Below are 14486 nucleotides of genomic sequence, written 5' to 3' on the forward strand. Positions count from 1 at the left end.
GAACACGGGGGGGCCGGGCAGTGGGGGTAACCGCCCCCCGCTTCGTGTGACCCTGGTTCCCCTCGGGGCCTCAGGCGGTCTTCGTGGTGAGGGTGACCTCGATGTTGCCGCGCGTGGCGCGGGAGTAGGGGCACATCTGGTGGGCGGCCTCGACCAGCTTCTCGGCCTCGGCCTGCTCCAGGCCGGGGAGGGTGACGATGAGCTCGACCGCGATGTCCAGGCCCTCCTCGGACTTGCCGAGGCTCACCTTGGAGTCGATGGTGGAACCGTCGACCTTGGTCTTGGCCTGGCGGGCGACGTTCTTCAGGGCGCCGTGGAAGCAGGCGGCGTAGCCGACGGCGAAGAGCTGCTCGGGGTTGGTGCCGGGGCCGTCGTCGCCGCCCACGCCCGCGGGCACGGAGAGGTCGACGCTCAGACGGCCGTCGTCGGTCTTGCCCGAGCCCTTGCGGCCCTCTCCGGTGACACTGGCGTTGGCGGTGTAGAGAACGTTGTAGGCCATGTTCGATCCCTCTCTGTGGCCCGGCGACGCCGGGCCCACGTGTGGCGTTGTGGGGTGGTGAGGTGGTGCGGACGCGCCTCAGTTGCCCGGGTCCGGACCGGACGCGGTCGTCCGGCCCGCGGCTCCGGCCACTGAGCGCGTGACGTGGTCGAGCAGGCCCCGGAGCTCCTCGATCCTGCTCACCGGGAGGTCGGTGGCGCTCAGGACCTGGTCGGGGATCCCCCGGGCGAGTTCGCGCAGGCGGCCACCCTCGTCGGTGACGCTGACGTGCACGATCCGTTCGTCCTCGGGCCCGCGCCTGCGGGTGAGCAGGCCGGCGCCCTCCATCCTGCGCAGCAGGGGCGAGAGCGTGCCCGAGTCCAGGCTGAGCGCGATGCCGAGTTCCTTGACCGGCAGGGTCCCGCGTTCCCACAGCACCAGCATGACCAGGTACTGCGGGTAGGTGAGTCCCAGGTCGGCCAGGATCTCCCGGTAGAGACCGGTCAGGGCCCGGGAGGCCGTGTAGAGGGAGAAGCACAGCTGCCGGTCCAGGGCGAGGGGGTCGCCCCCGTCGGTCTCCGTCATGTTCGCTCCTCCCCTCGACGTCCCGATCACGGTAACAGTAAATGGTTGTGCACAACAGGGTTGCCCACAACTCTTTTGGAGCGAAGCGTCCACGGACGCGCAAGGCACGACGGGGCCCGGGTCCGCGGACCCGGGCCCCGTCCCGGCCGACGCGCTCCTACAGGAAGCGCACGCCCTGGGCCAGCGGCAGCTCACCGCCGTAGTTCACCGTGTTGGTCGCCCGGCGCATGTAGGCCTTCCAGGAGTCCGACCCCGACTCCCGACCCCCGCCGGTGTCCTTCTCCCCGCCGAAGGCCCCGCCGATCTCCGCGCCCGAGGTGCCGATGTTGACGTTGACGATGCCGCAGTCGGACCCGGCCGCCGAGAGGAAGCGCTCCGCCTCGGCCTGGTCCTGGGTGAAGATGGCCGACGACAGCCCCTGGGGAACCCCGTTGTGCAGCTCCACCGCCTCCTCCAGGGTGCGGTAGGTGAGGACGTACAGGATCGGCGCGAAGGTCTCCGTGCGCACGACCTCGGTCTGTGCGGGCATGCGCACCACCGCGGGCTCGACGTAGTAGGCGTCCTCGGCGTCCTTCTCCAGGCGCCGCTCACCGCCCACCAGCACGTCGCCGCCGTCCGCCCGGGCCTGCTCCAGCGCCTCGCGCATGGCCGTGTGTCCCCGCTCCCCCACCAGCGGCCCCACCAGGGTCGCCTCCTCGTAGGGGTCACCGATCCGTTCCCGCAGCTGCTGGTAGCCGTCCACCACGCGCTCGACGACCTGGTCGACCACGTCCTCGTGCACGATCAGGCGGCGCAGCGTGGTGCAGCGCTGTCCGGCGGTCCCGGCCGCCGAGAACACGCTGCCGCGCACGACCAGGTCCAGGTCGGCCGAGGGCGCCACGACGGCGGCGTTGTTGCCGCCCAGCTCCAGAAGGTACCGACCCATGCGGGCGGCCACCTTGGGCGCGACCGCCCGGCCCATGGCGGTCGAACCGGTCGCGGAGACCAGAGCCACCCGCTCGTCGTTGACCAGTACGTCCCCGACCTCGGCCCCGCCGAGGACCACCCGGTGGACGTCGGCGGGCGCCCCCACGTCGGCGGCGGCGCGCATGAGCAGGCCGTGACAGCCCAGCGCGGTCAGCGGGGTGAGCTCGGAGGGCTTCCACACCACGGTGTCACCGCACACCAGGGCCACGCAGGTGTTCCAGGACCACACGGCGACGGGGAAGTTGAAGGCGGTGATGACGCCGACCACGCCCAGCGGGTGCCAGGTCTCCATCAGCCGGTGGCCGGGCCGCTCCGAGGGCATGGTCCGCCCGTAGAGCTGACGTGACAGGCCCACGGCGAAGTCGCAGACGTCGATCATCTCCTGGACCTCGCCCAGGGCCTCGGAACGGATCTTGCCCGCCTCGAGGGTGACCAGCTCCGCGAGGTCGGCCTTGTGCTCGCGCAGCAGCTCACCGAGGCGGTGGACGAGCTGGCCGCGCACCGGGGCGGGGGTGTCCCGCCAGGCGGAGGTGAAGGAGCCGTGGACCTCGGCCACCGCGCGCTCGGCGGAGGCGGGGGTGTCGAACTCGACGGGGAACAGGGTTCCGCCGGTGATCGGAGTACGGGCCTGACCGGGCGCCCCGAGGGACTCGGGCAGGCGGGTCACGCCGCACCGTTCCAGGGCGGTCCGCGCGCGTCCGGCGAGGACCTCGGTGTCGGGGAGGGCACCAGTGTGCATGTGTGTTCTCTCTCCGTTGAGAGGGGAGGCGGTCATCACACACCTTGCCAACTCCGGGCCCGGCGGTCCACCCCCGGCGTCCGGCCCGCCGGGTGTCGCGCCGGGAACCCGCACCGGCCGCGGGGCCGGTGCGAGGCGGGTTCCGCTCCCGCACGGAGTGTCATGGGAGACCGTTAGAATCGCGGAGCCGCTCCCCCGTCCCCGACCCAGACAGCTGGCCCGTGCACCACGACACCACCCCCGAAGAGGCCCGCGCCGACCTTCCGGAGGCGCGCCAGATCCTGGCGCGTTCCGGTTTCGGCGCCGCCGATCCCCTGTTCGCCGCGGACCTGCGCGCGAGCACCGACCCCGGACAGGCCCGGGAGGTGGTCGCCTCCCACGCCTCCCGGCTGTGGACGGAGTCCACCCGCACCGGCCCCGACCCGGTCGACGACCGCCCCCTGTACTGGGCACGGCTGGTCCTGCGTGCGCGTCTGCGCGCTTGGGAGCCCTCCTTCCCCCTGTCCGAGGCGGAGCGGGCCGCGCTCCTCCACCTGTTCGAGACCGCCTCCCGGGGCATCACCGACCTCGACTTCCCGCCGGGCGACCGGTGGGTGCGCGTCGTCGTCACCGGTTTCGACCCCTTCCGCCTGGACACCGACCCCGGCTGCTCGAACCCCTCCGGGGCGGCCGCCCTGGACCTGCACGGGTGGACGTTCCCCGTGGGTGAGCGCACCGCCGTGGTGCGCGCCGCCGTGTTCCCGGTGCGCTGGGGCGACTTCGACGCCGGGATCGTGGAGGAGGCACTGGCCGACCAGTACGGGGTGGCCGACGCGGTGATCACGCTGAGCCGGGGACGTGACCGGTTCGACCTGGAGGTCTGGAACGGGGTGTGGCGCGGCGGGGGCGAGGACAACCTGGGGGTCTCCCGTACCGGACGCGCGCCGGTGGCCGGTCCCGGGGCCCCTGAGTGGACCCGCACCTCGCTGCCGGTGGAGCGGATCGTCGCCGACACGACCGGGCCGGACGCGATGGTCGTCAACACCGAGGTCACCGAGGTCCCCGAGGGTGGCGACACCCCGGTGACACGCCCGGGTGGGCCCACCGAGGGGTCGGCCGCCCGAAAGGGCGGCGGTGGCGACTACCTCTCCAACGAGATCGCCTACCGCAACACCCTGCTGAGGGACCGGGCGGGCTCGGTCGTGGCGGCCGGACACGTCCACCTGCCCAGGACCGAACGCCCCGAGGAGCACACCGACACCCTGGCCCGCACGCGGGCCCTCGTGGCGGTTGTGGCGGCCGAGGCCCGGGTGGCGTCGGCCGCCGAGCCGGGTTCGGAGGACCCCCGGGAGTCCTGAGGGGCGACCGAAGCGGGTGGTTCCGGGGGGCCGGAAGGGCCGTGGTGACACGCCCGAGCGCGGGCCGAGTCCACAAAACTGACTTTCCGGCCACAGAGGGGCATTTGATCACTCTGTGAGCACGTTCCGTCGCTCGCTGGTCATCTGGCGCACCTGTGGTTTCGATAAGGTCCCCACGTGGCTGACACCTCACTGAGACGAAAACTCACTGTCAGTGCCGCTCTGGGCCTGCTGTTGGTCCCGGGCTGCCACTCCGCGGAACAGAACCTGCCCTACGCCGAGGCGATCCAGTTCTCTCCGGACACACTGGAGAAGCTGGCCACGCGCACGGTGTCGGTACGGGTCGACCACAGCACGGTGAGCTACCGCTATCCCATCCTGGGCGAATCCCATCCGCTGACGACGGAGATCCGCACCGGGATGGCCGAACGCCAGACCGCGTTCCTGGAGGAGCTGCCCGATCACGGCAGCCCCGAACTGGTCCAGGACGTGGAGCTGCTGGCCGCCTCCGGGGACGTGATCGGAGCCAGGACCACCGCCGTCACCTCGGGAGTCCGCGGTGGCGGCACCGAGACCTCGACGCTCTGGTACGACTCCGGCGCCGGCGAGGTCCTGCCCTGGACCTCGCTCTTCCGGGACGAGGCCTCCCTGGAGGCCGCGCACCTGGCCGTGGCCCAGGTGCTCCAGGACGGCTACCAGATGACCGCCGACCAGGTGCCCGGGCTCCTGGGCGAGATCGCGATGCGAGCCGAGGCCGACCCGGACTCGGTCTCGGCCGAGGCCGACCCGGACTCGGTCTCGGCCGCGGCCTCCGAACCGGCCGGGGCCTCCGAGGAGGAGTCCGGATCCGGGGACCCGGAACCCGGTGGGACCGAGGAGACCGACGGGGCGGCGCTCTCGGTCGGGGACGCCGACCTGAGCGACCCGGAACAGGCCTGGGAGGCAGCCGAGCGCTGGGCCGCCTCGCCACTGGCCGACCTGGCCTTCAGCACGGCGGGCGGGCTGGCCGTGCGCATGGACCCGGCGGACGTTCCGAGCGCGGGCCGGGTCAGCGAGGTCCTGCTGCCGGTGGAGGCGGAGGAGACCGAGGAGGTCCTCTCCGAACTGGGGTACCACGCGCGCAGCGCGGCGGTGGCCGCCAACGCCGATCCCGAGGACTTCCCGCTCGACGGGACCCTGACCGCCGAGGGCAGCAGCCTGGACTGCGAGCGCCTCAAGTGCGTGGCGCTGACCTTCGACGACGGGCCCGGCGAGTACACCGACGAGCTCCTGGACCACCTGGCCGAGTACGACGCCAGGGCCACCTTCTACGTGATGGGCTCCCTCGTGAGCGAGTTCCCGGAGATCGTGGAGCGCACCCACGCCGAGGGCCACGAGATGGGCAACCACACGTGGAAGCACGACGACCTCACGACGCTCTCCGCCGAGGGGGTGGCCGAGGACCTGAAGCGCACGGACGAGGCGATCCAGGAGGTGACCGGGGTGGCACCGCCCACCCTGCGCCCGCCCTACGGCGCGATGAACGGCACCGTGAGCGATGCCACCGAGCATCCCATCATCCTGTGGGACGTGGACACGATGGACTGGCAGAACCGGGACACCGGCGCGGTGACCAAGCACGCGCTCGACGAGTCCAAGCCGGGCAGCGTGGTGCTGTTCCACGACATCCACAAGTCCACTGTCGACGCCATCCCGGACGTGCTGGAGGGAATGCACGCCGACGGGTTCCACTTCGTGACCGTGAGCGAGATCTTCGGTGAGGACGGCCTGAAGCCGGGCCAGTCCCACACGGACGCCCGGGTCGACTGACCCACCGGTCCGCACGGGCCCCGGTCGCCACGTGGCGACCGGGGCCCTCGGTCGTGGGGTGACGCGTCGTTCCTCACTCTCGGGCCCGGAGACACGCTGGATCTTGCCCGATATGCCCGTTTAGTCTAAATTTCGACGGGTGAACGTTACCTCTCTGATACATAGGGGCGCCGCAGGCGCCGCCGGGGGCCTCCTCCTCGCCTCCGGCCTGATGATCGGAGCCGCCACCCCGGTGACGGCCACCCCCGCCGAGGAGGCACCGGACTGCGACGCGGTGCGGTGTGTGGCCCTGACCTTCGACGACGGGCCCGGCGAGTACACCGACGCGCTCCTGGACATCCTGGCCGAGCACGACGCCAGGGCCACCTTCTACCTGCTCGGCTCACGCGTGGACGACCACCGTGAGGAGGTGCGGCGCATGGCCGAGGAAGGCCACGGGATCGGCAACCACACCTGGAAGCACGACGACCTCACCACGCTCTCCGCCGACCGGATCAGGGACGACCTCGCCCGCACCGACCGCGCCGTGGCCGAGGTCACCGGGGAGCGGCCCCGGAGCATGCGCCCGCCCTACGGGGCCCTCGACGACACCGCCCGCGAGGCGATCCCCCACCCCATGATGCTCTGGGACGTGGACACCCTGGACTGGCAGCACCGCGACGGCGACCGGATGCGCGAGATCGCCCTCGACGGGGTCCGGGACGGCAGCGTCGTCCTGTTCCACGACATCCACGAGACCACCGTGGAGGCGGTCCCCGAACTCCTGGACGACCTGGCCGAGCGGGGCTACCACTTCGTGACCGTCAGCGAGCTGTTCGGGGACCGCCTCGAACCGGGCACCGCGTACTCCGACGCCCGGACCGAGTAGCCCGTTCAGAGCATCCGGCGCAGGATGCGCTCCTTGACCTGGCTGATCGGCGCGTAGGCCACCCGCATGGTGTCCATGAGCAGCGACTTGTCCAGGACCGACTTGGTGTGCGAGAAGGTGTCGACGGAGGCCGCCGAGTGGTAGGCGCCCATCCCGCTCTCCCCCACCCCGCCGAAGGGCAGGTCCGGCACGGCCAGGTGCGCGATCGGCAGCCCGAAGCCCAGGGCGCCCGAGGACGTCTCGGTGGTCAGGCGTCGCTTGGTGGTCTCGGAGTCGGTGAACCCGTACAGCGCCAGCGGCTTGTCGCGTTCGTTGACGAAGCGGATCGCCGCGTCGAGGTCGGGTACCCGCAGAACCGGCAGGATCGGACCGAAGATCTCCTCGGCCATCACCGGCGCGTCCGGATCCACGTCACCCAGCACCGTGGGGGCGATGTAGAGGTCCTCGCGGTCGGTGTTCCCGCCCGCGACGACCTCGCCGCTCTCCAGCAGGGCGCTGAGCCGGTCGAAGTGGCGTTCGTTGACGATGCGACCGTAGTCCGCGCTCTTCGCCGGGTCGGAGCCGAACATCTCGGTGATGGCGGCGGCCAGCTCCTTCTGGAGCCTCTCCGCCGTGTCACCGATGGCCAGCACGTAGTCCGGGGCCACGCAGGTCTGTCCCGCGTTGGTGAACTTTCCCCAGGCCAGGCGCCGGGCCGTGGTGGCCAGGTCCACGCCGGGCTCGACCACCGCCGGGCTCTTGCCGCCCAGTTCCAGGGTGACCGGGGTCAGGTGTCGGACCGCCGCCGCCATGACGATCCGGGCCACGGCCGCGTTGCCGGTGTAGAAGATGTGGTCGAAGCGCTGCTCCAGGAGAGCGGTGCTCTCGGAGACTCCGCCCTCGACCACCGCGACCGCCTCGCCGTCCAGGTAACGGGGGATGAGGTCGGCGAGCACGGCCGAGGTCGCCGGGGAGAGCTCGGACGGCTTGAGCACGGCCGCGTTGCCCGCCGCGAGGGCGCCGACCAGCGGCGACAGGGCCAGGTTGACCGGGTAGTTCCAGGGGCTGATGATCAGGACCGCGCCCAGGGGTTCGCGGACGAGGCGGGCCCGGGCCGGGGCCAGGGCCAGGGGGACCGACACCCGCTGCGGCCGCAGCCACGAGGCCAGGTGTCTCAGGGTGTGGTCGATCTCGTTGACCACGAAACCGATCTCGGTCGTGTGCGCCTCCACGGGGGGTTTGCCCAGGTCGGAGCTGAGCGCCTTCTCCAGAGTGGCGCGCTCCTCCGTGAGCATGCGACGCATCGCGCGCAGCTGGGCGCGACGCCAGGAGAGCGGCTTGGTGCGGCCGCTGTCGAAGGTGGCGCGCAGCCGGGCCACGATCTGGGGGATCTCGGTGATGAGGGTGAGCGGTTCGGAGGCGTTGGTGTGAGCCATGGCCCCAGAGTAAACGAAAACGTTTCGTTTCCAAGAGCCCCGTCACATACGATTCGAGTATGACGACGGACCATCTGCCGGACACGTCCGCCGGGACCGCCCCACGGGGCCGACCCCGCGACGCCAACCGGGACCGCGCGCTGATGGACGCCACCCTCACCGAACTCCAACTGCACGGCTACAGCGGGCTGACCACCGCAGCCGTCGCACGTCGGGCGGGTGTCTCCACCGCCACCCTGTACCGCCGCTGGCGCTCCAAGGAGGACCTGGTGGTGGGCGCCGCCCGGGCCTGGGCGGAGAACCTGGGCCCCGACCACGACCACGGGAGCCTCACCGCCGACCTCGGTGTGTTGCTCGGGGACAAGGCCGCCGCGCTGGAGGGCACCTCCGGCCGTCTGCTGCGCGCCGTCCTGGGCGAGGCCGCCCACAACCGGGCCCTGGCCGACGTGCTCTTCGACGCCTTCGTGATCCCGCTCCAGGGCAGGGTGCTCGCCCTGCTCGACCGGGCGGTGGAGCGAGGGGAGATCCCGGAGGTGGAGGATCCCCTGGTGGTCGCGGAGCTGATCATCGGGCCCATGGTCAGCCACACCTTCCTGGTCCCGCCGGAGGCGGGCGGCGGGACCGCCGCCACCCCGGGCGCGGACATCGCCGGGCGACTGCTCCCCTACCTCCTCAGAGCCCTGGGCGCCCGCACCGACTGACGTCCGGACGGGTCAGCCCACGGCCCTCCTCACGAGGTCGGCGATGGTCAGTTCCGCCCGCTCGTCCAGCGCGGTGACCGCGTAGGCCGTGGGCCACAGGCCTCCCTCGTCATCGAGGCGGGCCTCCGTGGTGAACCCGAGACTGGAGTAGCGCTCCTTGTCCACCTGCCCGCTGCGGAAGAAGCACACGACCTTGCCCTTCCTCGCGTACGCGGGCTGTCCGTACCACAGCTTGGGTGACAACTCCGGCGCGTGGGCGGCGAGCGATCGCGTGGATCCGCTCGGCCACCGCCCGGTCGGCCGGCTCCATGTCCTCTATTTTCGCGAGCACGTCGAGCTCGGCCGTGGCCGCCTTGTTGCCGCGCCCGCGTTCGGCCTCCTTCCGCAGTTCGGCGGCGCGCTGCCTCATGGCGGAGCGCTCCTGTTCGGAGAAGCCTCCCGGCCCCTCGCGGGTGTCCTGCGTCATGGGTGTCTCCTCTGGTCACGGTGCCTCGGGGCCCTCCAGGCTAGCCAGGCCGGATCCCGGGTGCTTCTCGATTCCTGACAGGCTCTCCGTGCCGTGTCGGTCAGGATTCGAGAAGCCCGCGCCCTGACTCGCGGCCTAACGTGGTCGGGGTCGGGGCCCGGAGGCCGCCGATCCACCCACCGAACGAAGGGCCGCGCGATGGCGCTCTCACTGGACACCGTCACCGTCGAGGCATCACGGGCGGAGGACGCGCGCGCCTTCCACGCGGCCGTGTTCACCGAGGGGGCGACGGCCGACTCCCCCGTCGTGGACCTCAACGGCACCGGTCGGCTCTCCTTCGAGGCGACCGGCTCGAACACCACGGGCTTCCGTGGCTGTGTACTGAGCGTGATCGTCGAACGCCCCGCCGAGGTCCAGACCCTGGTGGAGAGGGCCACCGCCCACGGTGCCGAAGTGGTCAAACCTCCGAGGAAGGAACTCTTCGGCGAGTACACCGCCGTCTTCCGGGCACCGGACGGGACCCTCTGGAAGCTCGCCGCCGCCACGAAGAAGAACCGCGGAGCCGTCCCCGAGCCTCCGGAACCCGTCGAGACCGCCGTCTACCTCGGCGTCACCAGCCCCAAGGCCTCCCGGGGCTTCTACGAGGCTCTGGGCATGGAGACCCGCCACGACTACGGTGACAAATTCGTCGACTTCACCACGGCGACCGGCACGTCCCGTCTGGGCCTGCTGCGGCGGGCCGCACTGGCCAAGGACGTCGGTGTCGACGAGCACGGCACGGGCCCGACCGGAGTCGTCCTCACCCACACCGCGGCCTCGTGCGCCGACCTCGACGCACTCCTGTCCCGCGCCGAAACAGCGGGCGCGGCCGTCACCGTCCCCGAACCGAACACGCGCACCGGTGGCTTCACCGACCCCGACGGGCACCGCTGGCGGATCACCGCCGTGGTGTGAGGAAGTGGGCCATGGGTCCAGCGGTGCGTCGACCGTCTGGCCAGCCGGTCGTCCAACACCCACGGCGTCCGCGCGAGGGCCTGGACGCGCGCGTGAACCCCCCGTTCACGCCCGGGCACCTGGTCCGGAACACGCAGGGTTGTCGCCGGTGTGGCCTGGGGAGGAGTCGGGACGCGACGCACATCGCGGCACCGACCGAAAGACGGGGGAACCCTTGTTGCGCTCACCGATCCTCGACTACCTCGACGCCATCGTCGAGAGCACCGGCCACGTCGTCTCCGGCGCCCCGGCCGACTACATCCCGGAACTGGCCGCCGCCGATCCGGACCGGGTGGCGGTGGCGCTGTGCACGGTGAACGGAACCGTCTACGCGAGCGGGGACGCGGACCACGAGTTCAGCATCCAGTCGATGTCCAAACCCTTCGCCTACGCGCTGGCGATCGAGGACCACGGCCTGGAGTACGTCCTGGACCGCGTCGGGGTGGAACCCAGCGGCGAGGCCTTCAACGAACTCTCCCTGGACCCGGAGACCGGCAGACCCCGCAACCCGATGATCAACGCGGGGGCGATCGCCACCCACACGCTCGTCCGCGACGACCAGCGCCCCGCCGTGGACCGTGTCCTGGACCTCTTCTCCGACCTCGCCCAACGGCCGGTGCGGATCGACGAGCGACTGGCCGCCTCCGAGCTGGAGACCGGGGACCGCAACCTCGGCCTGGCCTACCTCCTGCACGCCTCCGGCCGCCTGGGCCAGGATCCCGCCGCCGCCGTCGCCGGGTACGTCCGACAGTGCTCGGCCAACGTCACCGTGCGCGACCTGGCGCTCATGGCCTGCACGCTGGCCAACGGCGGCGTGCAGCCCAACACCGGCCAGCGGCTGTTCAGCAGGCGTACCACCCGGCACCTGATGAGCGTGATGGCCTCCTGCGGCATGTACGACGCGGCCGGGGACTGGCTCACCAGCGTGGGCATCCCCGCCAAGAGCGGCGTGGCCGGGGGGATCCTCGGGGTGCTCCCCGGCCAGGTGGGGGTGGCGGTGTTCTCCCCGCGCCTGGACGCCCACGGCAACAGCGCGCGCGGCGTGGTCATGATGGAGAAGCTGTCGGAGGACCTGGGCCTGCACCTGATGGAGTCCGGCAGACCCGCGCGCTCGTCCCTGCGCGAGACCCGCAAGGAGGTCGTCGACGGGGAGCCGGCGACGGTCTACGTGCTGCAGGGCGACATGGTGCTGAGCAGCATCGAGGCCCTGGTGCACGAACTGGTCGGGAACACGCCCTCGACGCACCTGGTGGTGTTCGACATGAGCCGGGTCGACGAGGTGCTGCCGGTGGCCCGCCGCACGTCCGCCGCGATGGCCGCCAAGCTCATCGACTCGGGGCACCGGATCATCCTGGTGGACCCGGAGGAGACCGTCCCGGACTTCCAGGACAGCCGGGGCCGCGCGGTGGAGCGGTGGAGCCCCGAGCGTCTGGCCCGCAGCCAGCTCTAGAGGGGGCACGCGGCGTCGCGCCGCGAGGCGTCATCCCCAGCCACGCCGCCGCACTGGACAGACATTCGAAAACATGTTCGAATTGACCCCATGCGCTGGGAGAACCTCCGAGAGGGAACCAAGGACACCGGGCAGCAGACACTGTTCGAAGCCGCCACACCGCCGCCCACGCGCGGCACCGGACGGGCCGGTCTGGGCGCGCCCGCGCCCGGACCGGTCCTCGCGGGCCAGGACGGCGAGGCGGTCGCCATCGAGATCCAGGCCCGCACCATCATCAACCGGGTACCGGGTGACGACCCCATGTTCCGGTGGACCATCAACCCCTACCGGGGCTGCTCGCACGCCTGCGTGTACTGCTTCGCCAGACGCACGCACGAGTACCTCGACCTCGACAGCGGCCGCGACTTCGACACCCGCATCCTGGTCAAGGTCAACGCCGCCGAACGCCTGCGCGCCGAACTCGCCCGCCCCTCCTGGCGCGGTGAGCACATCGCGATGGGCACCAACACCGACCCCTACCAGCGGGCCGAGGGGCGCTACCGGCTGATGCCGGAGATCATCGCGGCACTCCGGGACACCGCCAACCCCTTCTCGATCCTCACCAAGGGAACCCTGGTCCTGCGTGACCTCCCCCTCCTGGAACAGGCCGCGCGGGTCACCCGGGTCGGCATGGCGGTCTCGGTCGGCTCCGTGGACACGCGGGTCTGGCGCACCGTGGAGCCGGGGACCCCGAGCCCCCGTGCCCGGCTGGGCGTGGTACGCGCGCTGAGCGAGCGCGGGATGGAGTGCTCGGTGCTCATGGCCCCGATCCTGCCCGGGCTGACCGACTCCGCCGAGCAGATCGAGGAGACCGTCGCCGCCGTCGCGGAGGCCGGGGCCACCCGTCTCTCCCCGATCGTCCTGCACCTGCGCCCGGGCGCGCGTGAGTGGTACCGCGCCTGGTTGGCACGGGAGCACCCGCGCCTGCTACCGCTCTACCGCGAGCTCTACGGGCGGGGCTCCTACGCCTCGGACTCCTACCAGCGGATCGTCACCACGGCCGTTCGTGAGATCGCGGCCAGGTACGGCCTGAACAGACCCGGGTCTCCCCGGGACGCGGGTCGTGAGAAGCCCACGGAGGACGAACAGCTGAGCATCGAGCTCCCCGTGGCGGGGGGCTGAACGCGGGGGCGTCCACGCCGCCCCTCCCCTCCGGCCCACGGCGGCCGGTGGCCTCGTGACGCCTCCGCCATCCCACCGACCCAGCCTGTGCGGGGCCGTGACCGGGCGCCCGCGTAGGGGGCCGGCACGGCCCGGAGTCGGGTCACGGGGTCAGTGTCGGGGAACGGCGGCCAGGGCGGCGGGGGTGACCACGCGCAGGAAGGGGATCACCGTCAGCAGGGCCGCCACCGCGAAGACCGCGAAGGCCGCCCGCACGCCGACCACCTCCGCGAGCAGGCCCACCAGGGCGGCGCCCAACGGCATCGCGCCCCAGCCGAACAGGCGGAACACGGCGCTGAACCGGCCCAGCATCGCGCCGGGGACCATCCGCTGGCTGAGGGTGCGCGTGTTGACGGTCCACAGTGTGCCTCCCATGCCGCCGAGGAACGCGGCCGCGCCCACCACCCACACATGGGAGGTCAGCACGGGGGCGGCCATCATCGCGGCGGTGCCCAGCAGGTCCGCGAACATCGCCCAGCGACGCCCCAGCAACCTGTTCACCCACCCCACGGTGAGCGCCCCGACGATGCCGCCGGCACCGAGGGCACTCATCAGGGCACCGTACTCGGCGGCGCTCAGGTCCAGCAGATCCGTGGCCACCAGAGGCATCAGCGCCAGCCACGCGCCCCAGCAGGCGCAGAGCACGGTGAGCAGCAGGGCCATGCCGCGCAGCAGGGGCTCCCGCCACAGGTAGGCCAGCCCCTCACCGATGCGCGCGTGTACCGAGCCGATCGGCCGCTCGCCCACGGGGTTCGGTGCGAAGCGTCCCACCAGGAACAGCAGCACCAGCATGCCGACCACGTACGCGGCACCGGTGGCCCCCAGGGCCAGGCCCGCGCCCACCGCCACCAGCACACCGCCGACGAAGGGACCGGTGAACTCCCCGCACGCGGTCTCGGCTCCGGCCATCCACGCGTTGGCGCGCTCGCGCCCCGGGGGCGTCACCGCGGAGGGGACCAGGGCGACCGACGCCGTGGTCGCCACGACCTCGGCCACCCCCATCAGCGCGGCCCCGGCGTAGAGCAGCGGGAGGGAGAGCGCGCCCGTGAGCAGTGCGGCGGCCAGTCCAGCCATCGTGGCCACCCGGACGAGGTTGGCCGTCAGGAGCAGCGCCCGCCGGTCGAAGCGGTCCACCAGTACGCCGACGTGCAGCGAGGTGAGCAGCCAGGGCAGCGTGAGCACGGTCGCGACCGCCGCGATCATCCCGGGCGACGTGGTCAGGGTCGTGGCGACCAGGGGCAGGGCCACCTTGAGCACGCCGTCAGCGAGGTTGGTGAGCGCGGTGAAGGCGACCAGCACGCCGGTGTTGCGCGTGTCGGTCCGGTCATCGGGTCGCGCGGCGCGGAGCTGCGTCATGACTAACCACCTTAAGCCGTTTGGTGGATAGTAGCCTGGAATGGCCGAGGCCGACAGTGGGTTGGACCCAGAGCGGAGCGAGTAACCCCTAACCTTGGGTCACCAGTTACTCCCGGGAGGGGA

Annotated in this window: 13 protein-coding genes; 7 read left to right on the plus strand and 6 right to left on the minus strand. The window is 71.8% G+C overall.

Annotated features, from left to right (window positions below; all coding sequences use genetic code 11):
- Window positions 1–70: 70 nt before the first annotated feature.
- The 3 genes from ACRWK8_RS17620 to amaB form a co-directional block, all read right to left on the minus strand.
- Window positions 71–499 carry an organic hydroperoxide resistance protein gene (locus tag ACRWK8_RS17620; RefSeq protein WP_378740155.1) on the minus strand — a complete coding sequence of 143 codons (429 nt, stop codon included), beginning with the start codon at window positions 497–499 and terminating at the stop codon, window positions 71–73.
- Between the two features lie 78 nt (window positions 500–577).
- Window positions 578–1063 carry a MarR family winged helix-turn-helix transcriptional regulator gene (locus ACRWK8_RS17625; protein ID WP_431871589.1) on the minus strand — a complete coding sequence of 162 codons (486 nt, stop codon included), beginning with the start codon at window positions 1061–1063 and terminating at the stop codon, window positions 578–580.
- A gap of 157 nt (window positions 1064–1220) precedes the next feature.
- Window positions 1221–2768, minus strand: a complete 1548-nt coding sequence (amaB, locus tag ACRWK8_RS17630; protein ID WP_378740151.1) for an L-piperidine-6-carboxylate dehydrogenase — start codon at window positions 2766–2768, stop codon at window positions 1221–1223.
- A 221-nt stretch (window positions 2769–2989) separates the two neighbouring features.
- Here amaB and ACRWK8_RS17635 point away from each other — a divergent pair, with 221 nt between their 5' ends.
- The 3 genes from ACRWK8_RS17635 (at window position 2990) to ACRWK8_RS17645 (ending at window position 6782) form a co-directional block, all read left to right on the plus strand.
- Entirely contained in the window at window positions 2990–4105 is a 1116-nt protein-coding gene (locus ACRWK8_RS17635; RefSeq protein ID WP_378740149.1) for a pyroglutamyl peptidase, read from the plus strand.
- A 177-nt stretch (window positions 4106–4282) separates the two neighbouring features.
- The gene (locus ACRWK8_RS17640) at window positions 4283–5914 is read left to right on the plus strand and encodes a polysaccharide deacetylase family protein (protein ID WP_431871592.1); all 1632 of its coding nucleotides are present in this window, start codon (window positions 4283–4285) and stop codon (window positions 5912–5914) included.
- 139 nt (window positions 5915–6053) lie between these two features.
- Complete coding sequence (locus ACRWK8_RS17645) at window positions 6054–6782, plus strand: polysaccharide deacetylase family protein (protein WP_378740145.1); 729 nt, start codon at window positions 6054–6056, stop codon at window positions 6780–6782.
- Window positions 6783–6787: 5 nt separating this feature from the next.
- On the opposite strand, the gene ACRWK8_RS17650 is transcribed toward ACRWK8_RS17645, so the two are convergent.
- The gene (locus ACRWK8_RS17650; RefSeq protein ID WP_378740143.1) at window positions 6788–8197 is read right to left on the minus strand and encodes an aldehyde dehydrogenase family protein; all 1410 of its coding nucleotides are present in this window, start codon (window positions 8195–8197) and stop codon (window positions 6788–6790) included.
- Window positions 8198–8256: 59 nt separating this feature from the next.
- On the opposite strand from ACRWK8_RS17650, the gene ACRWK8_RS17655 reads away from it, so the two are divergent.
- A complete protein-coding gene (locus ACRWK8_RS17655) occupies window positions 8257–8898 on the plus strand; it encodes a TetR/AcrR family transcriptional regulator (protein ID WP_378740141.1) in 642 nt (213 codons plus the stop codon).
- A 12-nt stretch (window positions 8899–8910) separates the two neighbouring features.
- Here ACRWK8_RS17655 and ACRWK8_RS17660 read toward each other — a convergent pair whose 3' ends face one another.
- Entirely contained in the window at window positions 8911–9141 is a 231-nt protein-coding gene (locus ACRWK8_RS17660) for a hypothetical protein (RefSeq protein WP_431871594.1), read from the minus strand.
- A gap of 421 nt (window positions 9142–9562) precedes the next feature.
- On the opposite strand from ACRWK8_RS17660, the gene ACRWK8_RS17665 reads away from it, so the two are divergent.
- The 3 genes from ACRWK8_RS17665 (at window position 9563) to ACRWK8_RS17675 (ending at window position 12968) form a co-directional block, all read left to right on the plus strand.
- A complete protein-coding gene (locus tag ACRWK8_RS17665; protein WP_431871596.1) occupies window positions 9563–10318 on the plus strand; it encodes a VOC family protein in 756 nt (251 codons plus the stop codon).
- Between the two features lie 217 nt (window positions 10319–10535).
- The gene (locus ACRWK8_RS17670; protein ID WP_431871598.1) at window positions 10536–11807 is read left to right on the plus strand and encodes a glutaminase; all 1272 of its coding nucleotides are present in this window, start codon (window positions 10536–10538) and stop codon (window positions 11805–11807) included.
- A gap of 90 nt (window positions 11808–11897) precedes the next feature.
- Window positions 11898–12968 carry an Rv2578c family radical SAM protein gene (locus ACRWK8_RS17675; protein WP_378740133.1) on the plus strand — a complete coding sequence of 357 codons (1071 nt, stop codon included), beginning with the start codon at window positions 11898–11900 and terminating at the stop codon, window positions 12966–12968.
- Window positions 12969–13118: 150 nt separating this feature from the next.
- Here ACRWK8_RS17675 and ACRWK8_RS17680 read toward each other — a convergent pair whose 3' ends face one another.
- Window positions 13119–14363: an MFS transporter gene (locus ACRWK8_RS17680; RefSeq protein WP_378740131.1), complete on the minus strand. Its 1245-nt coding sequence runs from the start codon at window positions 14361–14363 to the stop codon at window positions 13119–13121.
- Between the last annotated feature and the right edge of the window lie 123 nt (window positions 14364–14486).

It is taken from the genome of Nocardiopsis eucommiae, assembly GCF_965344335.1.
GTDB lineage: Bacteria > Actinomycetota > Actinomycetes > Streptosporangiales > Streptosporangiaceae > Nocardiopsis > Nocardiopsis eucommiae.